General features: G+C 64.8%; 26 protein-coding genes. 13 read left to right on the forward strand and 13 right to left on the reverse strand.

Annotated elements, in window-relative coordinates; genetic code table 11:
• Positions 1-22: 22 nt before the first annotated feature.
• A complete protein-coding gene (gene ribD / locus CCOS865_RS04005; RefSeq protein WP_119138152.1) occupies positions 23-1,153 on the reverse strand; it encodes a bifunctional diaminohydroxyphosphoribosylaminopyrimidine deaminase/5-amino-6-(5-phosphoribosylamino)uracil reductase RibD in 1,131 nt (376 codons plus the stop codon).
• A gap of 2 nt (positions 1,154-1,155) precedes the next feature.
• Positions 1,156-1,620 carry a transcriptional regulator NrdR gene (gene nrdR, locus CCOS865_RS04010; RefSeq protein WP_167469006.1) on the reverse strand — a complete coding sequence of 155 codons (465 nt, stop codon included), beginning with the start codon at positions 1,618-1,620 and terminating at the stop codon, positions 1,156-1,158.
• A 105-nt stretch (positions 1,621-1,725) separates the two neighbouring features.
• Between nrdR and CCOS865_RS04015 the strand changes: the two genes are divergently transcribed.
• Genes CCOS865_RS04015 through trxA form a run of 3 tightly spaced genes read left to right on the forward strand, consistent with a single transcriptional unit; the run spans position 1,726 to position 3,769 of the window.
• Positions 1,726-2,190: a YbaY family lipoprotein gene (locus CCOS865_RS04015; protein WP_119138156.1), complete on the forward strand. Its 465-nt coding sequence runs from the start codon at positions 1,726-1,728 to the stop codon at positions 2,188-2,190.
• Positions 2,191-2,850 (forward strand): class I SAM-dependent methyltransferase, encoded by a 660-nt coding sequence (locus CCOS865_RS04020; RefSeq protein ID WP_119138158.1) that lies wholly within the window; start codon positions 2,191-2,193, stop codon positions 2,848-2,850. It begins immediately after the preceding gene.
• Positions 2,851-2,881: 31 nt separating this feature from the next.
• Positions 2,882-3,769 carry a thioredoxin gene (gene trxA, locus CCOS865_RS04025; RefSeq protein WP_119138160.1) on the forward strand — a complete coding sequence of 296 codons (888 nt, stop codon included), beginning with the start codon at positions 2,882-2,884 and terminating at the stop codon, positions 3,767-3,769.
• Between the two features lie 154 nt (positions 3,770-3,923).
• On the opposite strand, the gene CCOS865_RS04030 is transcribed toward trxA, so the two are convergent.
• Entirely contained in the window at positions 3,924-4,268 is a 345-nt protein-coding gene (locus CCOS865_RS04030; protein ID WP_119138245.1) for a hypothetical protein, read from the reverse strand.
• A gap of 132 nt (positions 4,269-4,400) precedes the next feature.
• On the opposite strand from CCOS865_RS04030, the gene CCOS865_RS04035 reads away from it, so the two are divergent.
• The 5 genes from CCOS865_RS04035 (at position 4,401) to CCOS865_RS04055 (ending at position 8,268) form a co-directional block, all read left to right on the forward strand.
• Positions 4,401-4,979, forward strand: a complete 579-nt coding sequence (locus tag CCOS865_RS04035; RefSeq protein ID WP_119138162.1) for a DUF2796 domain-containing protein — start codon at positions 4,401-4,403, stop codon at positions 4,977-4,979.
• Entirely contained in the window at positions 4,980-5,690 is a 711-nt protein-coding gene (locus CCOS865_RS04040) for an ATP-binding cassette domain-containing protein (RefSeq protein ID WP_119138164.1), read from the forward strand. It abuts the gene before it with no gap.
• On the forward strand, positions 5,690-6,955 hold the full coding sequence (locus CCOS865_RS04045; RefSeq protein WP_119138166.1) for an ABC transporter permease: 1,266 nt from the start codon (positions 5,690-5,692) through the stop codon (positions 6,953-6,955). Before CCOS865_RS04040 ends, CCOS865_RS04045 begins: the two co-directional genes overlap by 1 nt.
• 8 nt (positions 6,956-6,963) lie before the next feature.
• Positions 6,964-7,476, forward strand: a complete 513-nt coding sequence (locus CCOS865_RS04050) for a DUF3299 domain-containing protein (protein ID WP_119138247.1) — start codon at positions 6,964-6,966, stop codon at positions 7,474-7,476.
• Positions 7,477-7,584: 108 nt separating this feature from the next.
• A complete protein-coding gene (locus CCOS865_RS04055) occupies positions 7,585-8,268 on the forward strand; it encodes an OmpW/AlkL family protein (RefSeq protein ID WP_119138168.1) in 684 nt (227 codons plus the stop codon).
• Here CCOS865_RS04055 and CCOS865_RS04060 read toward each other — a convergent pair.
• On the reverse strand, positions 8,256-9,482 hold the full coding sequence (locus tag CCOS865_RS04060; protein ID WP_119138170.1) for an MFS transporter: 1,227 nt from the start codon (positions 9,480-9,482) through the stop codon (positions 8,256-8,258). The genes CCOS865_RS04055 and CCOS865_RS04060 overlap by 13 nt on opposite strands.
• A gap of 102 nt (positions 9,483-9,584) precedes the next feature.
• Between CCOS865_RS04060 and CCOS865_RS04065 the strand changes: the two genes are divergently transcribed.
• Complete coding sequence (locus CCOS865_RS04065; RefSeq protein ID WP_119138172.1) at positions 9,585-10,028, forward strand: winged helix-turn-helix transcriptional regulator; 444 nt, start codon at positions 9,585-9,587, stop codon at positions 10,026-10,028.
• Positions 10,029-10,241: 213 nt separating this feature from the next.
• On the opposite strand, the gene CCOS865_RS04070 is transcribed toward CCOS865_RS04065, so the two are convergent.
• Both CCOS865_RS04070 and CCOS865_RS04075 read right to left on the reverse strand, forming a co-directional pair.
• Positions 10,242-11,174: an NAD-dependent epimerase/dehydratase family protein gene (locus CCOS865_RS04070; protein WP_119138174.1), complete on the reverse strand. Its 933-nt coding sequence runs from the start codon at positions 11,172-11,174 to the stop codon at positions 10,242-10,244.
• Complete coding sequence (locus tag CCOS865_RS04075) at positions 11,167-12,051, reverse strand: sugar nucleotide-binding protein (protein WP_119138176.1); 885 nt, start codon at positions 12,049-12,051, stop codon at positions 11,167-11,169. The genes CCOS865_RS04070 and CCOS865_RS04075 overlap by 8 nt, the downstream gene beginning before the upstream one ends.
• Before the next feature lie 257 nt (positions 12,052-12,308).
• Here CCOS865_RS04075 and CCOS865_RS04080 point away from each other — a divergent pair, with 257 nt between their 5' ends.
• Positions 12,309-13,148 (forward strand): alpha/beta hydrolase, encoded by an 840-nt coding sequence (locus CCOS865_RS04080; RefSeq protein ID WP_119138178.1) that lies wholly within the window; start codon positions 12,309-12,311, stop codon positions 13,146-13,148.
• Between the two features lie 6 nt (positions 13,149-13,154).
• Here CCOS865_RS04080 and CCOS865_RS04085 read toward each other — a convergent pair whose 3' ends face one another.
• Positions 13,155-13,967: a helix-turn-helix domain-containing protein gene (locus CCOS865_RS04085; RefSeq protein ID WP_119138180.1), complete on the reverse strand. Its 813-nt coding sequence runs from the start codon at positions 13,965-13,967 to the stop codon at positions 13,155-13,157.
• Between the two features lie 178 nt (positions 13,968-14,145).
• Between CCOS865_RS04085 and CCOS865_RS04090 the strand changes: the two genes are divergently transcribed.
• Positions 14,146-15,588 (forward strand): alanine/glycine:cation symporter family protein, encoded by a 1,443-nt coding sequence (locus CCOS865_RS04090; RefSeq protein WP_119138182.1) that lies wholly within the window; start codon positions 14,146-14,148, stop codon positions 15,586-15,588.
• A gap of 71 nt (positions 15,589-15,659) precedes the next feature.
• Entirely contained in the window at positions 15,660-16,649 is a 990-nt protein-coding gene (locus CCOS865_RS04095) for an asparaginase (RefSeq protein ID WP_119138184.1), read from the forward strand.
• Between the two features lie 118 nt (positions 16,650-16,767).
• Here the strand turns inward: CCOS865_RS04095 and CCOS865_RS04100 are convergent, their stop codons facing one another.
• Both CCOS865_RS04100 and CCOS865_RS04105 read right to left on the reverse strand, forming a co-directional pair.
• Complete coding sequence (locus CCOS865_RS04100) at positions 16,768-17,331, reverse strand: single-stranded DNA-binding protein (protein ID WP_119138186.1); 564 nt, start codon at positions 17,329-17,331, stop codon at positions 16,768-16,770.
• 9 nt (positions 17,332-17,340) lie between these two features.
• The gene (locus tag CCOS865_RS04105) at positions 17,341-18,735 is read right to left on the reverse strand and encodes an MFS transporter (RefSeq protein WP_119138188.1); all 1,395 of its coding nucleotides are present in this window, start codon (positions 18,733-18,735) and stop codon (positions 17,341-17,343) included.
• 129 nt (positions 18,736-18,864) lie between these two features.
• On the opposite strand from CCOS865_RS04105, the gene uvrA reads away from it, so the two are divergent.
• The gene (gene uvrA, locus CCOS865_RS04110; protein WP_167469007.1) at positions 18,865-21,699 is read left to right on the forward strand and encodes an excinuclease ABC subunit UvrA; all 2,835 of its coding nucleotides are present in this window, start codon (positions 18,865-18,867) and stop codon (positions 21,697-21,699) included.
• A 71-nt stretch (positions 21,700-21,770) separates the two neighbouring features.
• Here uvrA and bfr read toward each other — a convergent pair whose 3' ends face one another.
• The 4 genes from bfr to CCOS865_RS04130 form a co-directional block, all read right to left on the reverse strand.
• Entirely contained in the window at positions 21,771-22,235 is a 465-nt protein-coding gene (gene bfr, locus CCOS865_RS04115; RefSeq protein WP_119138192.1) for a bacterioferritin, read from the reverse strand.
• 163 nt (positions 22,236-22,398) lie between these two features.
• On the reverse strand, positions 22,399-23,838 hold the full coding sequence (locus CCOS865_RS04120) for a catalase (protein ID WP_119138194.1): 1,440 nt from the start codon (positions 23,836-23,838) through the stop codon (positions 22,399-22,401).
• Positions 23,839-24,010: 172 nt separating this feature from the next.
• On the reverse strand, positions 24,011-24,397 hold the full coding sequence (gene rplQ / locus CCOS865_RS04125) for a 50S ribosomal protein L17 (protein ID WP_003255451.1): 387 nt from the start codon (positions 24,395-24,397) through the stop codon (positions 24,011-24,013).
• Positions 24,398-24,439: 42 nt separating this feature from the next.
• Positions 24,440-25,441: a DNA-directed RNA polymerase subunit alpha gene (locus tag CCOS865_RS04130; protein ID WP_003255452.1), complete on the reverse strand. Its 1,002-nt coding sequence runs from the start codon at positions 25,439-25,441 to the stop codon at positions 24,440-24,442.
• Positions 25,442-25,463 lie beyond the last annotated feature (22 nt).

The following is a 25,463-nucleotide window of genomic DNA, read 5'->3' on the forward strand; positions in this document are numbered from 1 at the left end:
GGCTGCGCAGGCAAGCCAGGCATTATACGCCGGCGGCCGGCAGGGGAATGGCCGTGACCCGCCAGTCATCGCCGACGGCGCGCATTTCGGTGATCTTGAGGCGCGGCGCCTCGCTCATTTTCGCCAGTGGCCAGTCCAGCAACGGCCGCGCCTGGGAGCCGAGGAAGGTACCGGCAACGAACAGCTGGTACTCGTCGATCAGCCCACGCTGGGCAAACGCGCCGACCAGGCCGGCGCCCGCCTCCAGCAGGATCTCGTTGACGCCGCGGGCGGCCAGGGCGCTCAACAGGCCAGCCAGGTCCACCCGGCCATCACCCGCAGGCAGGCGCAGCAGCTCATGGCCGGCTTCGGCGTAGCGCGGGTCGTGCTCGGCAGCCGTCACCACCAGGGCCGGGCCTGCCGTGAAGAATGGCGCCGTCAGCGGCAGGCGCAGGCGGCCGTCGATCAGTACGCGCAACGGCGGGCGCGACAGGGCCAGGGCGGTGGTCTCGGCATCCAGGCCCAGCTCATCCCCGCGCACGGTCATCCGCGCGTTGTCGGCAAGCACGCTCTCGGCGCTGGTCAGCACCACGCTGGCGCGCGCACGCAGGCGCTGCACGGCGGCGCGGGCCGCCGGGCCGGTGATCCACTGGCTCTCGCCACTGGCCATCGCCGTGCGGCCGTCCAGGCTCATCGCCAGCTTGGCCCGGACGAACGGCAGGCCCTGCTCCATACGCTTGAGGAAGCCAGGGTTGAGCGCGCGCGCTTCGCCCTCGAGCACGCCACTGGCGACTTCGATGCCTGCCTCGGCCAACCGCCGCAGGCCTTGGCCCGCCACTTGCGGATTAGGGTCCTGCATGGCCGCGACCACCCGTGCCACGCCCGCCTTGACCAGCGCCTCGGCGCACGGCGGGGTGCGGCCATGGTGGCTGCACGGCTCGAGGGTGACGTAGGCACAGGCGCCCTTGGCCCGCTCGCCGGCCTGGCGCAACGCGTGCACTTCGGCATGCGGCTCGCCGGCGCGCAGGTGCCAGCCTTCGCCGACCACTTCGCCGTCGCGCACGATCACGCAGCCGACACGCGGGTTGGGGTGGGTGCTGTACTGCCCCAGGCGGGCCAGTTGCAGGGCCCGGGCCATGTAGTGAGCGTCGAGAATCGCGGTCTGGCTGGGCATGCTTACTCTTTAGCTGGCTCGCGGGCCAGGCGGTCGATTTCTTCGCGGAATTCGTCGAGGTCCTGGAAGCGCCGGTACACCGAGGCAAAACGGATGTAGGCGACTTCGTCGAGCTCGCGCAGGGCGCTCATCACCAGTTCGCCCACCACCAACGACTTGACCTCACGCTCACCGGTCGCGCGCAGCTTGTGCTTGATGTGCGCCAGCGACGCTTCGAGGCGTTCGACGCTGACCGGGCGCTTTTCCAGCGCACGCTGCATGCCGGCACGCAGTTTGTCTTCATCGAACGGTTGCCGCGTGCCGTCTTGCTTGATCAGGCGCGGCAGCACCAGTTCGGCGGTTTCGAAGGTGGTGAAGCGCTCGCCACAGGCGACGCATTCGCGCCGGCGACGCACTTGTTCGCCCTCGGCGACCAGGCGCGAGTCGATGACCTTGGTGTCGTTGGCACCGCAAAAGGGACAGTGCATGGTGGCAGGCAACAAAAAAAGGGAGGGCCATGGTAGCGCATCCGACTGGCAAGACAACCCAAAGCGGTTACCATCCAGTGAAATCTGCCCGTGAAGGACTTCACCATGCACTCTCGAGCGCTCGTCGTGCTCTGTCTCGCTGGCCTGATGACGGCCTGCAGCAGCGATAAACCGAAGACCGAGCAACCCGCTGTGGCGCCCACGGCTGCAAACGCCCCGAAAGTCGCCAGGCAAGCCCCCGCGCTAGGCCCGTTGCCGGCCTACCAGCGGGAAATCAGCGGCACCCTGCAAGCCGTGCCGGCCGGTGCCGAGGTCGAGCTGGCGCTGCTGGTGATCGACGAGCGGGATCGCCCGCAACGCCTGCTGGCCAGCAGCAACCTGCTTGGCACCGGCCAGGACCTGCCCTACCAATTGCGCTTCAACCCCGAAGCCTTCCCGGCCGGCGCGCGGGTCGAACTGCGCGGCCGCGCCAGCAGCTCCGGCCAGCTGATCATGCACCTGCCGCCGCAACGGATCGTTCAGGCCACCAGCCAGGCCACCGGCCCGCTGCGCTTCGAGAAGGCGCCCTGAGTGCCGCCGTTGCACCTGCAACAGACCCTCAGCGGCCTGATCGGCGAAGCGCGGCTGGTCGCCAGCGCGCTGCCCGAGTGCGACCTCAAGCTGTGGCTGGTGGATGCCGAGAACATGGACCGGGCCTTCAGCCGCGAAGAAACCCAACGGATTCTCGAAGAACCGCCCTATTGGAGCTTCTGCTGGGCCAGCGGCCTGGCCATGGCCCGTTACCTGGCCGAGCACCCGCACTGGGTACGCGGCAAGCGGGTGCTGGACTTCGGTGCCGGCTCAGGCGTCGCCGGGATCGCCGCCGCGCGCGCGGGCGCCGCTGAAGTCGTGGCCTGCGACCTCGACCCCCTGGCGCTGGCCGCCTGCCGTGCCAACGCCAGCCTGAACGAGGTCGAGCTCGGCTACAGCAGCGACTTCTTTGCCGAGGCCGACCGCTTCGACCTGATCCTGGTCGCCGACGTGCTCTACGACCGCGCCAACCTGCCGCTGCTCGACCAGTTTCTCAGCCGTGGCCGGCAGGCGCTGCTCGCCGACTCGCGGGTGCGCGACTTCAGCCACCCGCTCTACCGCCCGCTCGGGGTGCTTGAGGCGCTGACTCTGCCAGACCTGGCCGAGCCGCACGAATTCCGCCGGGTCAGCCTGTACCACGCCAGCCGCGAGCCTTTATAGTGGTGCCATCCAGAGATTTGCGAGAGTCGCGATGAGCCAAGCCCCCGATAGCACAGCCCTGCCTTACCTGTTCGATGCCACCGACGCCACCTTCCAGCAACTGGTCATCGACAACTCCTTCCACAAGCCGGTACTGGTGGACTTCTGGGCCGAGTGGTGCGCGCCGTGCAAGGCACTGATGCCGCTGCTGGAGAAGATCGCCGAGGGTTACCAGGGCGAGCTGCTGCTGGCCAAGATCAACTGCGACGTCGAGCAGCAGGTGGTTGCCCAGTTCGGCATCCGCAGCCTGCCGACCGTGGTGCTGTTCAAGGATGGCCAGCCGGTCGACGGTTTTGCCGGTGCTCAGCCTGAGTCGGCGATCCGCGCCATGCTCGAACCGCATGTGCAACTGCCGGCGCCGCCGACCGCCTCGCCGCTGGAGCAGGCCAAGGCGCTGTTCGCCGAAAGCCGCTTCGCCGATGCCGAAGCCGCGCTCAAGGCGCTGCTGAGCGAGGACAACAGCAATGCCGAGGGGCTGATCCTGTATGGCCGCTGCCTGGCCGAGCGGGGCGAGCTGGGTGAGGCCGAAGTGGTGCTCGGCGCGGTCAAGACCGATGAGCACAAGGCGGCACTGGCCGGCGCCAAGGCGCAGCTGACCTTCCTCCGCCAGGCCACCAGCCTGCCGGAAGCGGCCGAGCTGAAGACCCGCCTGGCGCAGAACCCGCAGGATGATGAAGCGGCCTATCAGCTGTGCATTCAGCAACTGGCGCGCCAGCAGTACGACGCGGCGCTGGAGGGCTTGCTGAAGCTGTTCCAGCGTAACCGTGGTTACGACAATGGGCTGCCGCACAAGGCGCTGCTGCAGGTGTTCGAGCTGCTCGGTAACGAGCATCCGCTGGTTGGCGCGTACCGGCGCAAGCTGTTTGCCGCGATGTACTGACCCATGAATTCGCTCGCCTGATCCGACGCATTCGCGGGGCAAGCCCGCTCCCACAGGATTTCTGCAAAGCCCGGAATCTCGGCCCGTCGCAGATCCTGTGGGAGTGGGCTTGCCCCGCGAATGCGGTGGATCAGGCACTGCAACTGTGCTTGATTCAGCCGACCCAGTGGTACAGCGGCGCATCCGCCCCGCTTTCCACCTTCACCTCGCTGCTGTGGCGCAACCGCACCAGCAAGCGCTTGCCTGCCGCGGTACTCCCCGCCAGCCCTTCCAGGCGCTCGAGCAACTCCGGCCCACTCATCTGCCCCGCCTCGCGCAACACCTCGCACGCCGCCGTCCACTGCCCGTCATCCTGGCGTGGCGCTGAGCTCGTCGCCGCCGGCGCGGCCTGCACGGCCGCTGGCAGCTCGACCTGACGCCCCAACTGCGCCCACTCGGCCGGGTCCAGCTCGACGGTCAAATCCACCGGCCAGTCGCCGATCGTTCCGCGTATTCTCACAATACCTTCCTCGATGCTCGTCATTGACGACCATGCTCCCACGACATGAAACCTTCGCCAAGCGGCTGGCGCGGCCAAGAAAAGTTGTTATAACATTACCAAGTCATTGATCCCCTGCTCCTGGAGTCGTTCATGCGCCGCCTGCTCCTCGCCTTGCCCTTCGCCCTGCTTCCGCTGGCCGTGGCCCATGCCCACGACGAACACGAGCATGATCACGACCACGCCCATGGCAGCCTCGGTGCCCACGAGCATGGCGTCGCCCGCCTGAACGCCGTGCTCGACGGCAAGACCCTGGAACTGGAGCTGGACAGCCCGGCGATGAACCTGGTCGGCTTCGAGCACGCCGCCAGCAGCGACGCCGACAAGGCCAAGGTCGCCGCCGTGCGCAAGCAGCTCGAACAGCCCTTGCAGCTGTTCGGCCTGGCCAAGGCGGCCGGTTGCAGCGAGGAAGCGCAGGACCTGGAAAGCCCGCTGTTCGGCAGCGAGCCCGGCGCCGAAGACAAGGATGGCGATGAGCACGCGCATCAGCACAGCGACATCCACGCGCACTACCAACTGACCTGCGCCACCCCGGACAAACTCGCCAGCATCGACCTGAGCCCGTTGTTCAAGGCCTTCCCGGCCACCCAGAAGATCAACCTGCAACTGATCGGCCCGAACGGCCAGCAAGGGGTCGAAGCGACACCCGCCAAGGCCGTGGTCGCCTTCTGAATGAACCCGCCGCTGATCGACCTGCATGACCTGATGTTCGCCTGGCCCGGCCAACCGCCGCTGCTGGATATCCCCCGGTTCCGCCTGGAGGCGGGTGAGGCGCTGTTCCTCAAGGGCCCCAGCGGCAGTGGCAAGACCACCCTGCTCGGCCTGCTGGGCGGGGTCAACCTGGCCAGCCAGGGCAGCATCCGCCTGCTCGGCCAGGCGCTCGGCGACCTCGGCCAGGGTGCGCGGGACCGCTTTCGGGTCGATCACACCGGCTATATCTTCCAGCAGTTCAACCTGCTGCCGTTTCTCTCGGTGCGGGAAAACGTCGAGCTGCCCTGCCGCTTCTCGCGCAGCCGTGCCCAGCGCGCCAGCCAACGCCATGGCAGCGTCGACCAGGCCGCCGCCGTGCTGCTCGCGCACCTGGGCCTCGGCGACCCGGCGCTGCTTGCACGCCGCGCCGACAGCCTGTCGATCGGCCAGCAGCAGCGCGTCGCCGCCGCCCGCGCATTGATCGGCCAGCCCGAACTGGTGATCGCCGATGAGCCGACCTCGGCGCTCGACGCCGACACCCGCGAGGCCTTCATCCGCCTGCTGTTCGACGAATGCCGGGCAGCGGGTTCCAGCCTGCTGTTCGTCAGCCATGACCAAAGCCTGGCGCCGCTGTTCGACCGCCACCTGTCGCTGGCCGAACTGAACCGCGCCGCCGCGCCCCGGGAGGCCTGATGTACCTGCTCCGACTCGCCTTGGCCAGCCTGGCCAACCGGCGCTTCACGGCCTTTCTCACCGCCTTCGCAATTGCCCTGTCGGTGTGCTTGCTGCTGGCCGTCGAGCGCGTGCGCACCGAAGCCCGCGCCAGCTTTGCCAGTACCATCAGTGGCACCGACCTGATCGTCGGGGCGCGCTCTGGCTCGGTCAACCTGCTGCTGTACTCGGTGTTTCGCATCGGCAATGCCACCAACAACATTCGTTGGGACAGCTACCAGCACTACGCCCAGGACCCACGGGTGAAATGGGCGATCCCCATCTCGCTCGGCGACTCGCACCGTGGCTACCGCGTGATGGGTACCACCGGCGACTACTTCAGCCATTACCAGTACGGGCGGCGGCAGCACCTGGAACTCAGCCAGGGCCGTGAATTTGCCGACGACCCGTTCGAGGTCGTACTCGGCGCCGAAGTGGCCGATGCCCTGCATTACAAACTCGGCGACAAGCTGGTGCTGGCGCACGGGGTGGCCGCGATCAGCCTGGTCAAGCACGACGACAAGCCGTTCACCGTGGTCGGTGTACTCAAGCGCACCGGCACCCCGGTGGACCGCACCCTGCACATCAGCCTGGGCGGCATGGAGGCCATCCACATCGACTGGCACAACGGCGTGCCCGCCCGCGGTGCCGGCCGGATCAGCGCCGACCAGGCGCGCGGCATGGACCTGCAGCCGGCGGCGATTACCGCCTTCATGCTCGGCTTGAACAACAAGATCGCCACCTTCAGCCTGCAGCGGGAGATCAACGAGTTCGGTAACGAACCGCTGCTGGCGATCCTCCCCGGGGTCGCCTTGCAGGAGCTGTGGAGCCTGATGGGCACGGCCGAGCAGGCGTTGTTCGTGGTCTCGCTGTTTGTCGTGCTGACCGGGCTGATCGGCATGCTCACGGCGATCCTGACCAGCCTCAACGAGCGCCGACGGGAGATGGCGATCCTCCGTTCGGTCGGCGCCAGGCCTTGGCACATCGCCGGCCTGCTGGTGCTCGAAGCGCTGGCGTTGGCCGTGGCCGGGATCGTCGCCGGGCTGGGTCTGCTGTATGCCGGCATCGCCTTGGCCCAGGGTTACGTGCAGGCCAATTATGGGTTGTACTTGCCGCTGGCCTGGCCCAGCGCGCACGAGTGGACGCTGCTGGCTATCATCCTCGGGGCGGCGCTGCTGATGGGCAGCGTGCCGGCGTGGCGCGCCTATCGGCAGTCGCTGGCCGATGGCCTGTCGATCCACCTGTGAGAATGTCCATGCGTTGTCTGCTGCTGATACTGATGTTCCTGGCCACCCCACTGTGGGCGGCCGAGCCCCGCGAGCTGGACTGGCCGGCGCTGATCCCTGAGGGCGCCCCGGTGATCGCGCCGCAACTGGTGCCGCTGCACGACCTCTCGCAGATCGGCGACGCGCTGGCCGCCGAGTCCGCGCCCGCCGCCCAGCAGCAAGCGGCCCACGCGCCGGTGGTCAAGGCGCTGGACAACCAGCAAGTGAAACTGCCGGGCTATATCGTGCCGCTGGAAGTCAGCGAGGAAGGCCGCACCACCGAGTTTCTGCTGGTGCCTTACTACGGCGCGTGCATCCACGTACCGCCCCCACCGTCGAACCAGATCGTGCATATTTTCAGCGAGATGGGCGTGCGCATCGAAGACCTCTACCAGCCCTACTGGATCGAAGGGCGGATGCAGGTCAAAGCCTCCAGCAGCGAACTGGCCGACGCCGGTTACCAGATGTCCGCCGAGAAAATATACGCTTATGAGCTGAAATGAGAACTGTTCCCGATTTGTAGTCGCCATTCTTTGAGCTAGGTCAAACAATCGGTTTAGACGCCTCCGTACCATTGGACCATTGATTACCAACGTCCTTTCGGAGCTTCCATGAACAAGTCCTTGCTCGGCGCCTCGCTCGTTGCCTTGGCGCTCGCAGCGCCTGTTGCCCACGCTCACCAGGCGGGGGATTTCATCCTCCGCGCGGGCGCCATCACCACCGCGCCGAACGAAAGCAGCAGCGATCTGAAGTTCGACGGCAACAAGGTGTCCGGCACCAAGGCAACCCTGGACAGCGACACCCAGCTGGGCCTGGCTTTCGCCTACATGCTCACCGACCACATCGGCCTCGAACTGCTGGCGGCCACGCCGTTCCAGCACACCGTGGGCGTCAAGGGCCTGGGCGGCGGGCTGGACGGCAAGCTGGCGGACATCAAGCAACTGCCACCGACCCTGTCGCTGCAGTACTACCCGATGGCGCCGACCTCGAAGTTCCAGCCGTACGTGGGTGTCGGCATCAACTACACGCTGTTCTTCGATGAAGACCTGAGCAGCGAGCGCAAGCAGCAGGGCTTCAGCAACCTCAAGTTGCAGGACTCGATCGGCATCGCCGGCCAGTTGGGCATGGACTACATGCTCACCGACAACCTGCTGGTCAACGCCGCGGTCTGGTACGTCGACATCGACACCAAGGCCACCGTCGACGGCCCAAGCGCGCTGGGCTACAGCCAGACCAAGGTCAACGTCCAGGTCGACCCATGGGTCTACATGGTAGGCCTCGGCTACAAGTTCTGACCCGTTGCGTGCTCTTCGCGGGCCCCCTGCGAAGAGCACCACAGCCAATACCCCAAGGCCAGCACACTGACCCCCGCCCCCAACCCGCATACCGCCGGCCACCCCCAACGCGCATACACCCAGCTCGCCGCCACCGCCCCCAGGCCACTGCCCACCGAGTAGCAGCACATGTAAGCGCCGATCAAACGGCTGGCCATCTCGCCCCTGCCCGCCAGCAACAGCGTCTGATTGGTGACGTGCACCGCCTGTACCGCGAAGTCCAGCAGCAACACGCCGAGCACCAGCGCCAGCAATGACTGCTCGACGAATGCGGTGGGAATCCACGACAGCGTCAACAGCACCAGCGCCAGCCCTGTGGTGCGTTGCCCATGGCCCTGGTCGGCCAGCCGCCCGGCCCGCGACGCTGCCAGCGCACCGGCGATCCCGGCCAGGCCGAACAGGCCGATCTGCCCCTGGCTCAAGGCCAACGGTGCGGCGCTCAGCGGCAGCACCATGGCACTCCACAACACGCTGAACGCGGCAAAGATCAACAAGGCGAACACACCCCGCTGGCGCAACAGGCGATCCCGTCGGTACAGGCCGAACAGCGAACGTAGCAGCGCGACATAGCTGTCGGCACCTCCGACCGGCCGGGCACTGGGCATCGCGCGCCAAAGCAAACATGCCATCACCAGCGACAGCCCCGCCGCGCCGATATACACACTCCGCCATCCCGCCAGGTCAGCCACGCCGCCGGCCACCAACCGCGCCAGCAGGATACCCAGCACTACACCGCTGGTGACGGTGCCCACCGCCCGCCCCTGTTCGGCCGGTGTCGCCAAGGTCGCGGCATGCGCCACCACCACCTGGACCACGACCGCCATCAGCCCGACCACGCCCATGGCGACCAGCAGTACCGCCCATTTCCAGGCGACCCCGACCGCCAGCAGCGCCAGCGTCGAGAGCAGCAACTGACACAGGATCAGCCGCTTGCGGTCGAACAGATCCCCCAGCGGTACTACCAGCAACAGGCCCAGCGCATAGCCGGCCTGGGTCGCCCCCACTACCAGCCCAACCTGCGCGGTCGGCACGGCCAGGCTGCGGGCCATCGATTCGAGCAGCGGCTGGGCGAAATACACCGAGGCCACGGCCAAGGCGCAGGTCATGGCGAGCAACAACGTCAGTGCACGCGTCAGCTGGATATCGCACAGGGCTGCAGAGGGGCGGGATGACATTAGGCGGTCCTTGGCAATCTGGTTTCAAATTGAAACCACATACTGGCTTTCTAGCAAACCTGGTTTTAATCTGCAACCAGAACCCGCGAGAAGGCCTGCAGCATGCTTGATGACAGAAACAACCAATGCCCGGTGGCGCGCGCCCTGGAGGTGATCGGCGATCGCTGGGCGCTGATGATCCTGCGCGATGCCTTCGATGGGCTACGGCGGTTCAGCGAATTTCAGAAGAACCTCGGGCTGGCCAAGAACATCCTCGCCTCGCGCCTGAAGCTACTGGTGGAGGGTGGACTGTTGGCGCTGCAACCGGCTTCCGATGGCAGTGCCTACAAGGAGTACGTGCTGACAGAGCAGGGTCGCGCGGTGTTTCCGATCGTCATCGGCCTGCGGCAGTGGGGGGAGCGGTTTTTGTTCGAGGGCGGCGAGGCGCGCTCGCAACTGCTGGACAATGCCCAGGGCCAGCCGATCGAGGTCTTGCAGGTGCGGGCCAGGGATGGTCGGGTGGTGGGGCCTGAGGATTGCCATCGGCGGGTGGTGCGGCACACCTGAGCACGGTTTGTGTAGTGTCGCGGGCTGATTCGCAGGTATGCGAGATCCTGGGGCTGCTTTGCAGCCCTTTCCGACCGGTCCGGCGCACCGGCAAGGCCGCTCCCACAGGAACGGCGCACGCCTCGAAAGCGGCACCGTCCCTGTGGGAGCGGCCTTGTGTCGCGAAAGGGGCGCACCGCGCCCCCAGGTTCTGAAGTGAACGGCGCCAGTCGCTCAGGCCTTGCCCAGCAGTCGGGCCAGGCCTTCGACCATCGAGGTCGGCTGCGGGAAGTCGAAGCGCGCCAGCAATCGCTGGTTATCCGCCCGCGAGTGCCGGATATCCCCCGACCGCGCCTCGCCATAGCTCACCTCAGGCAAGCTGCCGACCACCTGCTGCAACGCCGCCAGCAACTGATTCAACGAAGTCGCCTGGTTCAGGCCGATATTCACCGCGCCCTCCTCGACCGTCTCCTGCTCCAGTGCCTGCACCATCACCTGGACCAGGTCACCGACATAGAGAAAATCGCGGGTCTGCTCGCCATCGCCAAATACCTTGATCGGCAAGCCTTGGGTGGCGCGCTCGCTGAAGATGCTGATCACCCCCGAGTACGGCGAGGACGGGTCCTGGCGCGGCCCGAAGATGTTGAAGAAGCGGAACACCACCGGCTCCAGGCCATGCTGGCGGCGGTAGAAGTCCAGGTACTGCTCGCTGGCCAGCTTGTCCACGGCATACGGGGTCAGCGGCGCCTTGGGCGTGTCTTCGGCAATCGACTGGCCTTCGCCATTATTGCCATACACCGCCGCGCTCGAGGCGAACAGCACACGTCGCACGCCGTTGACGCGCATCGCCTCACAGACATTCAGCGTGCCGATGAAGTTGCTCTGGTGGGTTTTCACCGGGTCGTCCACCGAGGCCTGCACCGACGCCACCGCGGCCAGGTGCACGACGGCGTGGCAACCGGCTGCTGCGCGGGCGACCAGGGCGGCATCGGCGACGTCGCCTTCGATCAGCTCGAGGGCCGGGTGCTGCAGTTGCAGGTTGTCGCGCTTGCCGGTCGACAGGTCGTCGAGGATGCGCACCGCGTAGCCTTTATCCAGCAACGCATCGCACAGGTGGGAGCCGATAAAGCCGGCGCCGCCGGTGATCAGGATGGGGGCATCAGCCATGTCGGTAGAAACGGTCCAGTAGGGGCCCCAAGCCCGAGCGCCAGGCGCGTGGCTTGATACCAAAGGTGTGAAGGATCTTCCTGCAGGCCAGGACCGCGTTCTGCGGCTCTTCGCTGGCGTCCGGGCGGGCGGCGTGGGCCTGCGCGGTCGGTGCCTGCACCGCCAGCTTGTGCCACTGTTGGGCCTCGCCGAGGATCGCCTGGCCGAGCGCCAGCGGCGTGGTCGCCTCGTTGCCGGCGTAGTGGTAGGTGCCCCACAGCGGCGCGTCGCAGTCGAGCTGCTTGATCACCGAAAGGATCACCCGCGCGGCATCGTCGACCGGCGTCGGGTTGCCCCGGCGATCGTCGGCCAGCAACAGCTCCTGGGGTTGTTCGGCACGGGTCAGGAAGCGCCCCAGCGCGCCGTCGATGCTCTCGTCCAGCACCCAGCCGAAGCGCAGCAGCACGTGCTGTGGGCAGGTCGCCCGCACGCTCTGCTCGATCCGCCACAGCGCCTGGCCGCGGGTGCCCAGCGGCACCGGCTCGTCCTTTTCGCTGTAGGCGGTGGCCCGCGAGCCATCGAACACCCGGTAGCTGGACGGCTGCACGAGGATCATTTCGTGGTGCTGGCACAGCTCGGCCAGGCGCTCTACCGCCCGCTCCTGCTGGGCAAGCCGCTGTTCGCTGACCGACTCGGCCTGGAACCAGTCGAAGTAGTAGGCCAGGTTGATCACCACATGGGGGCGATGTTCGTCCAGCAGCAGGGTCAGGCTGGCTGGGTCCCAACCGTTCTCCGGGGGGCGCGGCGCCAGGAATCCGATGTCCTCCTCGGCCCCGAGACGAATCAGCGCTTGCCCGAGGGCATTGCCACCACCCAACAGCATCAGGCGCATACGCATAGGGTCAAAAGGTCCGCTCAGATCGATGAAAGGAAAAAAGCATTTTGCGGTTTCCGGCTAGGGAAGTCCAACACGGCGGGGGGATGACCCCGTTGCAGGGTGATTACACGGTAAATGCATTGCCCTTCGATGGGCCAGGAAACGTCCTGCGCACCCTACAGAATGAGCTGGCGCTCGCGCCTCCCTGTTGCCGCAGGCCACTGCTAGTCTGCAGGTGGCGCTGCATGGCGCATCAATGGTTTTCCGAGGAGACAGGGATGGACCTGGAGGCAGGTGCGATACAGCGTGCGCGCTGGCAGTACGACGAGCCAGCGCCAGGCGCGGAGCGGTTGATCGAGGCGTCTTTCGACAGCTACCGGCAGCAGGCGCGCCTGCTGCTGGCGGATAACCCTCGGGCGCCGGTGGCGTTTGTGGTGGGCGGCGCACGGTCGGATTTCACCCGGCTCAATCCGCTGCTCTACCGCTTGCAGCAGCACGGTATCAGCTCGTTGACCGGCAACCTGTCTGGCCACAGCCTGGCCAGCGAGCCAGGAGCCGTGGCGCCTTCGCTGTCCACCAACCTGAATGAAGCCCTGCGCTTTCAGCGGACTATCGCCGAGCACTGCCAGACCTTGATCGGCCACAGCCTCGGGGCGGCGATCGCGCTGAAGATGGCGGCGCAGTTGCCAGACGTGCGCAAGCTGGTGCTGATCTGCCCGGCGGTCTACCCCGACGCCGCGCACCAGGCGCCCTTCGGCCCGGCGTTCACGGCAGCGATCAGCCAGCCCTTCGGCTTTCTGGAATGTGACAGCTATGCCTTCCTGCGCCAGTTCCAGGGCAAGGTGCTGTTGGTGATCGGCGAGTACGATGGGCTTAATTCACGTACTTTCGGCCAAGGCCCGGGCACCTCGGCAGGCACCCGCTTGATGGCCGGCATCCCGCGTTACAGCCCGATCCCCGAAGAGGTCACGCATGCCTTGCTGCGCTCGGTGCCTGCGCCCGATGTGCAGTGCCTGCTGCTGACCGACTGCGACCACGGCATCGCCGCGCACTTGCGCGATGCGCCACAGGTGGCGGACCAGGTCGCCGAGGTGGTGGCGGCGTTCATGCTCGACTGAGCGCGGTCATTCGATCTCGAACAGGCCATTGCTCAGCGGGCCGACGCTCAGGCGCTCGCGCACGTCGTCATCGATACGCGGATCCTCCGGGCGGTACAGTTTTACCTGACGGTAGGCATTGATCCGGTTGATCTCTTCGCCGAGAAACTCCCAGACCACGCGGGTGCAGGCCGGGTTGCGCCGGTCGCCGCTGGACACCCCGGTCTTGAGACCGTTGAGGCGGGTAATGCGGCTCTTGAAGCTGGGGATGAGGATGGTCTGGCTCATCTCGTTGAGGGTCAGCGACTCGTAGTCGATGAGAAACATCCGGTCCTGCAACTGGAACGCCGCCCCCAGGTAGCGGCAGCGCACTTCGGCGTGCAGGTCGGTGGCGCTGCTGCGTTCCTGGCGCTCCTGGCGCTCGAACAGGAAGCTGCCGCGCTCTTCACGCAGGTGCACCAGCGAGACCAGGATCGAGCCCGGTACCGACATGCAGTTGGAGTACTCGAAGTAATAGCCGCAGTAGCGCGACAGGTTGCCGGCCTGCGCGTGCAGCGGCTTGAACAGCTCGCTGATCGGGTCGTTGGCCTGCCCCGTCTGCTCGGACGGAATACGCGCGCCGATCAGCCGGGCGAACTGCTCGGGCGGCAGATTCAGCTCGTAATCCTCGACCCCGAAGAAATCGCCGATGCGCTTGAGGTTGTAAGCCGTCGGACGGCTCTGCCCGCTCAAATACTTGTTGAACTGCGCGCGGTTGATCGACAGCTGTCGGCAAACCTCGGAGATAGAGCGGTAGTGGCTGCAGGCCAGTTTCAGGTTGATAGCGAAGTGATCGCTCATGTCAGAGGTCCAGCTGATGCGAGTGGCGCAATCATAGCATCAGGTCGCATCAAGTGAGAGCAATCCGCGAAATTGTAACGACTCTTGTCATGGCCAACCATGCGCCCAACGAAAAGCGGTGCGTCGTAGCCGCCCGCTGGTCATTCCACGCGAAGAATAAGAATCGAGGTCATTTCCAATGCTCGAAGTACTCAACGATTTCCTTTCGGGGAAACTGCTCATCGTCCTTATCGTCGGTCTGGGCAGCTACTTCACCATACGCTCCCGGTTCGTCCAGTTCCGCCACTTCGGCCACATGTTCGGTGTGTTCAAGGAGTCCCTGCGTGGCCAGGCCGGCCAACTGAGCTCGTTCCAGGCCCTGATGCTGAGCCTCGCCGGCCGCGTCGGCGCGGGTAACATCGCCGGTGTCGGCATCGCCGTCACCCTCGGCGGCCCAGGCGCCGTGTTCTGGATGTGGGTCACCGCGCTGGTGGGCATGTCCAGCAGCTTCTTCGAATGCACCCTGGCCCAGGTCTACAAGCGCGCCGACGGCGACGGCCTGTACCGCGGCGGCCCGGCGTACTACATCCTGCATGGCCTGAAGCTCAAGCGCATGGCGGTGGTGTTCTCGCTGCTGCTGCTGGTGACCTACGGCTTCGCCTTCAACGGCCTGCAGTCGTACACCGTGACCCACTCGCTGCAGAACGCCTTCGGCTTCGCCCCGCAGCAGACCGGTATTGCCCTGGCCGTGTTGCTGGCGATCGTCTTCCTCGGCGGCATCAAGCGCATCGCCTCGGTGTCCGACCTGCTGGTACCGGTCAAGACCCTGGCCTACATCGGTGTCACCCTGTACGTGATCGGCAGCCAGATCGAACACGTCCCGGCCATGCTCGAGACCATCTTCAAAAGCGCCTTCGGCCTTGACCCCGCATTCGGCGGCCTGCTCGGCAGCGCCATCGTGATGGGCGTCAAACGTGGCGTGTTCGCCAACGAAGCGGGCCTGGGCAGTGCGCCCAACGTCGCGGCCGTGGCGGCGGTCAAACACCCGGGCGCGCAAGGCGTGGTCCAGGCGTTCAGCGTGTTCCTCGACACCTTCGTGATCTGCACCTGCACCGCGCTGCTGATTCTGCTGTCGGGCTTCTACACCCCAGGCTTCGAAGGTGACGGCATCGTCCTCACGCAGAACTCGCTGGCCGCCGTGGTCGGTGACTGGGGCCGCCTGTTCGTCAGCGTCGCACTGTCGCTGTTCGTGTTCACCTGCATCCTCTACAACTACTACCTGGGCGAAACCAGCCTGCAGTTCCTCAGCCGCAACCGTGCGGTCCTGATGGGCTACCGCGGCCTGGTCCTGGCGCTGATCGTGTGGGGCTCGGCGCAAGACCTGTCGACCGTGTTCGCCTTTGCCGACATCACCATGACCTGCCTGGCGTTCGTCAACCTGATCGCCCTGGCCATGCTGTTCAACATCGGCCTGCGGGTAATGCGCGACTACGATGCCCAGCGCAAGGCCGGCATCAAGCAGCCGGTGTTCGACTCGAGCAAGTTCCCTGACCTGGATCTGGACCGCGCCGCCTGGCCTGTCCCTGCCCAGGCTGAAACAACCGCTGACAACGCCGTCGGCCAGGCGCAGACCCAGCGCTGATATCCTCCCCTGCCAGCCGCCCCGTTCGTGGGCGGCTGCATCCTTCTCCGCTCATCGCTACGGAATGCTCCATGCGTGCAGTCAAGAATCTTCTCGTCCTCTATACCGGTGGCACCATCGGCATGCTCGAAACCCCCGAGGGCCTGGCCCCGGCGGGCGGTTTCGAGGTGCGCATGCGCGAGCACCTGGCCGCGCGCAGCGATGCGCCGCAGGTCCAGTGGGCGCTGTGTGAAATGAACCCGCTGCTGGACAGCGCCAACATGCAGCAAGCCAACTGGCTGGCGATGCGTGACGCCATCGTCGAAGCCGTGGAACACGGCGGGCATGACGGCGTGCTGGTGCTGCATGGCACCGACACCCTGGCCTACAGTGCCGCAGCGTTGTCGTTCCTGCTGCTCGGCCTGCCGGTACCGGTGCTGCTGACCGGCTCGATGCTGCCAGCGGGTGCGCCAGACAGCGATGCCTGGGACAACCTGGTCGGTGCGCTGCGCCTGTTCGAATGCGGCCTGGAGGACGGCGTGCAGCTGTTCTTCCACGACCAGCTGCTGCATGGCTGCCGTGCCTCGAAGCTGCGCAGCGAGGCGTTCGACGCCTTTGCCGCGCTGCCGCGCCATCGTGACGGTGAGCGGGCGGCGGCGATCCCGTCGGTGCTGGACTACCGCCAGCCACGCCAGCCGGTGAAGCTGGCGGTGTTGCCGGTGTTCCCCGGCCTGCAGGCCGAACACCTGCGCGGGCTGCTCGACAGCGGTGTGCAGGGGCTGGTGCTGGAATGTTATGGCAGCGGCACGGGCCCGTCCGATGATCAGGCGCTGCTCGATGCACTGCACGATGCCCGCCAGGGCGGTGTGGTGATCGTCGCGATCAGCCAGTGCCCGGTGGGCTCGGTGGTGTTCGACACCTACGCCGCCGGCAGCCGGCTGCGTGACACCGGGCTGGTCAGTGGCGGCGGCATGACCCGTGAGGCGGCGCTGGGCAAATTGTTCGGATTGCTGGGCGCCGGGCTGGATGTGCAGGCGGCCGAACACTGGTTTGCCCTGGACCTGTGTGGAGAGCGCGCATAGGCTCGCCCTGAAGCGCCATCGCACAGACAAAAAAAGCCCCGTCACCTTATGGTTGACGGGGCTTTTTTATCTCGACCAGTGCCTGTGGCGTTGCCGCCCAGGCGCCCTGGCGCTTCAATCAGAATGGGATATCGTCATCGAAGCTGTCGAAGTCAGCGGCTGGCTGCGGAGCGGGCTGCTGCGGCGCCGGGCGCTGCGGAGCCTGCTGCGGGCGCGGGGCTTGCTGACGCGGCGCTTGCTGCTGTTGCTGGTTGTACTGTTGCGGCTGGCCGCCACCCTGGTTGTAGTTGTTACCACCACCCTGGTTGTACTGATCGCCACCGCCCTGCTGGTTCTGCGGACGGCCGCCAAGCAGCTGCATGGTGCCTTGCATGTCGACGATGATTTCAGTGGTGTAGCGCTTGATACCGTCTTTTTCCCACTCGCGGGTCTGCAGCTTGCCCTCGATGTAGACCTGGGAACCCTTGCGCAGGTATTCGCCAGCGATTTCGGCAACCTTGCCGAACATCGATACACGGTGCCATTCGGTGCGCTCGACCTTCTGACCGGACTGCTTGTCGGTCCACTGCTCGCTGGTGGCCAGGCTCAGGTTGGTCACGGCGTTACCGTTGGGCAGGTAGCGGACCTCGGGATCCTGACCACAGGTACCGACCAGAATGACTTTGTTAACCCCACGGGCCATAACGTTCTCCTAGGCTTCGCACGCCGAAGAGGCCGGGTTCACCAGGCGCTCGAGGGTCGTACGGTCCAAAATTTTCGTATCAAGTTTGATATAGACAGCGGCTTCTTCAGCCACCACCACGGCGTCGGTCACACCAGGCACAGCCATCAGGCGTTCGGTCAACCCGGCTTCCCGGACCGCCTCAGGCGTCAGTGGCATGCGCAGACTGGTCACATAGGGCGGCTCGTTCATGCGCAGTGCAACGAACAACCATACGGCACACAGCGCCGCGCAACCGAGGAACACCGTGTTCAGGCCACCGTGCTGGAACAGCCAGCCACCCAGGATTCCTCCCAGAGCAGCCCCCAGGAACTGACTGGTGGAATACACCCCCATCGCCGTTCCCTTGCCACCAGCAGGCGACACTTTGCTCACCAGCGAAGGCAGCGATGCCTCCAGCAGGTTGAATGCAGTAAAGAATACCACGGTGCCAATCACCAGTCCGCGCAAGTTGTCAGCCCACTGCCAGAAGAACACCTCCACCAGCAGCAACACACCGACCGCCCCGGCCAGCACGCGCTTCATCCTGCGCTTCTTTTCCCCGTAGATGATAAACGGGACCATTGCAAAAAATGAGACGAACAGCGCGGTCAGGTACACCCACCAGTGCTCTTCCTTAGGCAGGCCACCGCGTTCGACGAGGGCCAGGGGCAGCGCGACGAAGCTGGCCATGAGGATGGCGTGGAGGATGAAAATGCCCACATCCAGGCGCAGAAGGTCCGGATGGCGCAGGGTCGGGCCGATTGCCTGGCGCGCCACACCCGACTCACGATGTTGCAAGGTACTGTGACTGTTGGGCACGACGAAGGCGATCAGCAGGATACCCACCAGGGCAAGTCCTGCGGTGGCGAGGAATAATCCTGACAAGCCAAAGGCACTGGTGAGAAGCGGGCCCACCACCATCGCCACCGCGAACGACAGGCCGATGCTCATGCCGATCATGGCCATGGCCTTGGTCCGGTGTTGCTCGCGGGTCAGGTCGGACAGCAGCGCCATGACCGCAGCGGAAATCGCCCCCGCGCCTTGCAGAATTCGCCCGGCGATCACCCCCCAGATGGAGTCGGCCTGTGCCGCCAGGACACTGCCCAGGGCGAAAATCACCAGCCCCAGGTAGATGACCGGGCGCCGGCCGATGCGGTCGGAAACCATCCCGAACGGGATCTGCAAGCACGCCTGGGTCAAGCCATAGGCACCAATGGCCAGGCCAATCAGCGCAGGCGTGGCACCGGCCAGGTCCATGCCGTAGGTGGCGAGCACCGGCAGGACCATGAACATGCCCAGCATACGAAAGGCAAAGACCAGCGCCAGGCCACTTGCGGCGCGGGTCTCGCTACCACTCATGCGCTCGTTGTGGGTGTCGTGCATGGCATAACCTCGTGTGAACCGGCGGCGATTCTATCAGTCCGACGCCTTGACGGCATATACGCGACGCTTTGCCGCGTAATGGCAGCGCGCCGTATACTTCTCTGTTTATGCCCGCCAAGCGAGGCCGCAGTGGACAAGATCCTGATTCGTGGGGCACGTACCCACAACCTGAAGAACATCGACCTGACCCTGCCCCGGGACAAGCTGATCGTGATCACCGGCCTGTCCGGTTCCGGCAAGTCGTCGCTGGCGTTCGATACCCTCTATGCCGAAGGCCAGCGCCGCTACGTCGAGTCGCTTTCGGCCTACGCCCGGCAGTTCCTGTCGATGATGGAAAAACCCGACGTCGATACCATCGAGGGCCTCTCCCCGGCCATCTCCATCGAGCAGAAGTCGACCTCGCACAACCCCCGTTCGACGGTCGGTACCATCACCGAGATCTACGACTACCTGCGTTTGCTGTATGCCCGTGTGGGCACGCCACGCTGCCCGGACCACGATATCCCGCTCGAGGCGCAGACCGTCAGCCAGATGGTCGACCTGGTGCTCGAGCAACCCGAGGGCAGCAAGCTGATGCTGCTGGCGCCGGTGATCCGCGAGCGCAAGGGCGAGCACCTGGCGGTGTTCGACGAGCTGCGCGCGCAGGGCTTCGTCCGCGCCCGGATCAACGGCAAGCTGTACGAGCTCGACGAGCTGCCCAAGCTCGACAAGCAAAAGAAGCACAGCATCGATGTGGTGGTCGACCGCTTCAAGGTCCGCAGCGACCTCCAGCAGCGTCTGGCCGAGTCGTTCGAGACCGCGCTGAAGCTGGCCGACGGCATTGCCCTGGTGGCGCCGATGGACGATGAGCCGGGCGAAGAGATGATCTTCTCGGCGCGCTTCGCCTGCCCGATCTGCGGCCATGCGATCAGCGAGCTGGAACCCAAGCTGTTCTCCTTCAACAACCCCGCCGGCGCCTGCCCGACCTGCGACGGCCTGGGGGTCAAGCAGTACTTCGACACCAAGCGCCTGGTCAACACCGAGCTGACCCTCGCCGAGGGTGCGATTCGCGGCTGGGACCGGCGCAACGTGTATTACTTCCAGATGCTCGGCTCATTGGCCGCGCACTACGGCTTCAGCCTGGAAGTGCCGTTCGGCGAGCTGGCGGCCGACGACCAGAAGGTGATCCTGCAGGGCAGCGGCAAGCAGAACGTCGACTTCAAGTACCTCAATGACCGTGGCGACATCGTCAAGCGCTCGCACCCCTTCGAAGGCATCGTGCCGAACCTGGAGCGGCGCTACCGCGAGACCGAGTCGGCGACCGTGCGCGAAGAGCTGGCCAAGTTCCTTGGCACCCAGCCCTGCCCCGACTGCCGCGGCACCCGTCTGCGCCGTGAAGCACGCCACGTGTGGGTCGGCGAGAAGACCCTGCCGGCGGTTACCAACCTGCCGATCGGCGATGCCAGCGCCTACTTCAGCGACCTGACCCTGAGCGGTCGGCGCGGCGAAATCGCGGCGAAGATCCTCAAGGAGATCTGCGAGCGCCTGCAGTTTTTGGTCAACGTCGGCCTGGATTACCTGACCCTGGACCGCAGTGCCGACACCTTGTCCGGTGGCGAAGCGCAGCGCATCCGCCTGGCCAGCCAGATCGGCGCCGGCCTGGTCGGCGTGATGTACATCCTCGACGAGCCGTCGATCGGCCTGCACCAGCGCGACAACGACCGTCTGCTGGGCACCCTCAACCACCTGCGCGACCTGGGCAACACGGTGATCGTGGTGGAGCACGACGAGGACGCCATTCGCCTGGCTGACTACGTCGTCGACATCGGCCCTGGGGCTGGGGTGCACGGCGGCCAGATCGTCGCCGAGGGCACCCCGCAGGAGGTCATGGACCACCCTGACTCGCTGACCGGCAAATACCTTTCGGGGCGCAAGAAGATCGCCGTGCCGGCCAAGCGCACGCCACGCAACAAGAAGCTCTCGCTGAAGCTCAAGGGCGCCCGCGGCAACAACCTGCAGAACGTCGACCTGGAGATCCCGATCGGCCTGCTGACCTGCGTGACCGGCGTGTCCGGCTCGGGCAAGTCGACGCTGATCAACAACACCCTGTTCCCGCTCGCTGCCACCGCGCTGAACGGCGCAACCAGCCACGAGGCTGCCGCACACAGCAGCATGGATGGCCTGCAGCACCTGGACAAGGTGGTCGACATCGACCAGAGCCCGATTGGCCGCACCCCGCGCTCAAACCCGGCGACCTACACCGGCATCTTCACCCCGGTGCGCGAGCTGTTTGCCGGCGTGCCGGAGTCGCGGGCCCGCGGCTACGGTCCGGGGCGCTTCTCGTTCAACGTCAAGGGCGGGCGCTGCGAGGCGTGCCAGGGCGATGGCCTGATCAAGGTCGAGATGCACTTCTTGCCCGACATCTACGTGCCGTGCGACGTGTGCAAGAGCAAGCGCTACAACCGCGAGACGCTGGAGATCAAGTACAAGGGCAAGAACATCCACGAGGTCCTGGAAATGACCATCGAGGATGCCCGCACGTTCTTCGACGCGGTGCCGGCGCTGGCGCGCAAGCTGCAAACGCTGGTGGATGTCGGCCTGTCCTACATCAAGCTCGGGCAGTCGGCGACGACCTTGTCCGGGGGCGAGGCGCAACGGGTCAAGCTGTCGCGCGAGCTGTCCAAGCGTGACACCGGCAAGACCCTGTACATCCTCGATGAGCCGACCACCGGCCTGCACTTCGCCGACATCCAGCAGCTGCTCGACGTGCTGCACCGGCTGCGTGACCACGGCAATACCGTGGTGGTGATCGAACACAACCTGGACGTGATCAAGACCGCAGACTGGCTGGTCGACCTGGGGCCGGAAGGCGGCTCCAAGGGTGGCCAGATCATCGCCTTCGGTACGCCTGAAGAGCTGTCGGAGATGAAGCAGTCGTACACCGGGCACTACCTCAAGCCGCTGCTCGAACGCGACCGCGCCTGAGCCCACGAAAAAGCCCCTGGTAGCGAACTACCAGGGGCTTTTTTGTGACCGGCCTAAACGGGCTGGATCACTTACATCTGCGATTGCAGGTAGTTCTGCAGGCCGATGGCCTTGATCAGACCCTGCTGCTTCTCCAGCCAGTAGGTGTGATCTTCTTCGGTGTCGGCCAGCTGCGCACGCAGGATCTCACGGCTGATGTAGTCCTTGTGCAGCTCGCACAGCTCGATGCCTTTGCACAGCGCGGCGCGCACCTTGTATTCCAGGCGCAGGTCGGCGGCGATCATCTCTGGCACCGTGGTACCGACGTCGAGATCGTCCGGACGCATGCGCGGCGTGCCTTCGAGCATGAGGATACGACGCATCAGGGCATCGGCGTGCTGCGCCTCTTCTTCCATCTCGTGGTTGATGCGTTCGAAGAGTTTGGCCAGGCCCCAGTCTTCGTACATCCGCGAGTGAATGAAGTATTGATCGCGCGCTGCCAGTTCGCCCGTCAGCAACGTGTTGAGGTAATCGATTACGTCCGGGTGACCTTGCATCGCCCTGCTTCTCCATGTGAAAGCGCTATAGACACATAGTGTGAACCAGGAAAGATCCAAGGTCACTGAAAAATGCGCAATAACCTGCAAAAAAAGCGCTAAACAGTAGTGATATTCATTGAAAAACCGCCCAAATGAGGGCGGTTCTACTTCTCATTCCGACTCAGGCGAGATTGATGCCCAATGCCTTTGCAATGCCTTCGCCATAGGCCGGATCTGCCTGGAAGAAGTACTGCAGCTGACGCTGCACCACGTCTTCACCGACACCCGCCAGGGTCCCGGCGATGTTGCCGATCAACAGCGCCCGCTGCTCATCGCTCATCAGGCGGAACAGCGCACCGGCGTGGCTGTAGTAGTCGCTGTCTTCGCGGTGATCGTGGCGATCGGCGGCGCCGCTGAGGGCCAAGGCCGGCTCGGCGTGGCGTGGCGACTGCTTCGGCGCATCGCTGTAGCTGTTCGGCTCGTAGTTCGGCGCGCTGCCGTAGCTACCCGAGGCCATGGCGCCGTCACGCTGATAGCTGTGCACGGGGCTGCGCGGGGCATTCACCGGCAGGTGCTGGTGGTTGGTGCCGACGCGGTAGCGGTGGGCATCGGCGTAGGCGAATACCCGGCCCTGGAGCATGCGGTCGGGCGACAGGCCGACACCCGGGACCATGTTGCTCGGCCCGAAGGTCGCCTGCTCGACTTCGGCAAAGTAGTTGAGCGGGTTGCGGTTGAGCTCGAGCACGCCGATTTCGATCAACGGGTAGTCCTGCTGCGACCAGGTCTTGGTCACGTCAAACGGGTTCTCTTGCCGATTGGCCGCCTCTTGCTCGCTCATCACCTGGATGCACACGGTCCAGCGCGGATAGTCGCCACGCTCGATGGCCTCGAACAGGTCACGCTGGGCGTAGTCCGGCTCAGTGCCCGCCAGGCGCGCAGCCTCGGCCGGTGCCAGGTTCTTGATGCCCTGCTGGGTCTTGAAGTGCCATTTGACCCAGGTGCGCTCGCCAGTGGCGCTGATCAGGCTGTAGGTGTGGCTGCCGAAGCCGTGCATGTGACGGTAGCCGTCCGGGATGCCCCGGTCGGAGAACAGAATGGTGATCTGGTGCAGGGCCTCAGGCGAGTGCGACCAGAAGTCCCACATCATCTGGGCGTTCTTCAGGTTGCTTTGCGGGTGGCGCTTCTGGGTGTGGATAAAGTCGGGAAACTTCAGCGGGTCGCGGATGAAGAACACCGGCGTGTTGTTGCCGACGATGTCCCAGTTGCCTTCTTCGGTGTAGAACTTCAGGGCGAAGCCACGCGGGTCGCGCTCGGTGTCGGCCGAACCCCGCTCACCACCCACCGTGGAGAAACGCAGGAAAGTCTCGGTCTGTTTGCCGATCGTGTCGAACAGCTTGGCGCTGGTGTAGCCGGTGATGTCACGGGTCACGGTGAAGGTGCCGTAGGCGCCAGAGCCTTTGGCGTGCACGCGGCGCTCGGGAATGTTCTCGCGGTTGAAGTGGGCGAGTTTTTCCAGCAGGTGGAAGTCGTCGAGCAGCAAGGGGCCACGTGGGCCAGCCGATCGTGAGTTCTGGTTATCGGCTACGGGTGCACCGCTGGCGGTGGTGAGAATCGTGCTCATGGGCTCTCCTTATCGGTCTTCAGGTGCCGGCTAATCGGCTTGCTGAACAGTATCCCGGAGAGGCAGAAGCAGAACTAATTAATTGAACCAGTAAGATCGATAGAAAATCGTAATAGCTACAGGCACAAAAAACCGGGCACTAGGCCCGGTTTTCTGTAGCAGACTGGACGTCTTACTCGGCGGCTTCTACAGCACCACCGACTGGACGATCAACCAGCTCGACGTACGCCATAGGCGCGTTGTCGCCAGCGCGGAAACCGCACTTGAGGATACGCAGGTAGCCGCCCTGACGGGTGGCGTAGCGCTTGCCCAGATCGTTGAAGAGCTTACCAACAGCGGATTTCGAACGAGTACGGTCGAAAGCCAGACGACGGTTGGCAACGCTATCTTCCTTGGCCAGGGTGATCAGCGGCTCGGCAACGCGGCGCAGTTCCTTGGCTTTTGGCAGAGTAGTTTTGATCAGCTCGTGCTCGATCAACGACACTGCCATGTTCTGGAACATAGCCTTGCGGTGAGAGCTGGTACGGCTCAGGTGACGTCCACTTTTACGATGACGCATGATTCATTCCTTACCAAACACTACGTTCGGTGATTACGACGATCAGGCAGTCGCCTTGTCGTCCTTCTTAAGACTTGCAGGCGGCCAGTTGTCGAGGCGCATGCCGAGGGACAGACCACGGGAAGCCAGGACGTCCTTGATTTCAGTCAGGGACTTCTTGCCCAGGTTAGGCGTTTTCAACAACTCTACTTCGGTACGCTGAATCAGGTCGCCGATGTAGTAGATGTTTTCCGCCTTCAGGCAGTTGGCCGACCGTACGGTCAGTTCCAGGTCGTCAACCGGACGCAGCAGGATCGGATCGATCTCGTCTTCCTGCTCGACCACTACCGGCTCACTGTCACCTTTGAGGTCCACGAACGCGGCCAGCTGCTGTTGCAGGATGGTCGCGGCACGGCGGATAGCCTCTTCAGGATCCAGAGTACCGTTGGTTTCCAGATCAATGACCAGCTTGTCCAGGTTGGTACGCTGTTCAACACGGGCGTTTTCGACCACATAGGCGATACGACGCACCGGGCTGAACGAGGCGTCCAGCTGCAGACGGCCAATGCTGCGGCTTTCATCTTCGTCAGTCTGACGAGAGTCGGCCGGCTCGTAACCGCGACCACGAGCTACAGTGAGCTTCATGTTCAAGGCGCCGTTGGACGCCAAGTTCGCGATTACGTGATCGGGGTTGACGATCTCGACATCGTGATCCAGCTGAATATCGGCAGCGGTAACCACCCCCGAACCCTTTTTCGACAAGGTCAGCGTAACTTCGTCACGACCGTGCAGCTTGATAGCCAGGCCTTTCAGGTTCAACAGGATTTCAATTACGTCTTCCTGTACACCTTCGATCGCGGAGTACTCATGGAGTACGCCATCGATCTCGGCCTCGACTACTGCACAGCCAGGCATGGAGGACAACAGGATGCGGCGCAGCGCGTTGCCCAGGGTATGGCCGAAACCACGCTCGAGAGGCTCGAGCGTGATCTTGGCGCGGGTCGGACTGACGACCTGCACATCAATGTGGCGGGGCGTCAGGAACTCATTTACCGAAATCTGCATGGATGCACCTATTTTCTAGCCC

Source organism: Pseudomonas reidholzensis, from assembly GCF_900536025.1.
In the GTDB taxonomy this organism is placed as follows: domain Bacteria; phylum Pseudomonadota; class Gammaproteobacteria; order Pseudomonadales; family Pseudomonadaceae; genus Aquipseudomonas; species Aquipseudomonas reidholzensis.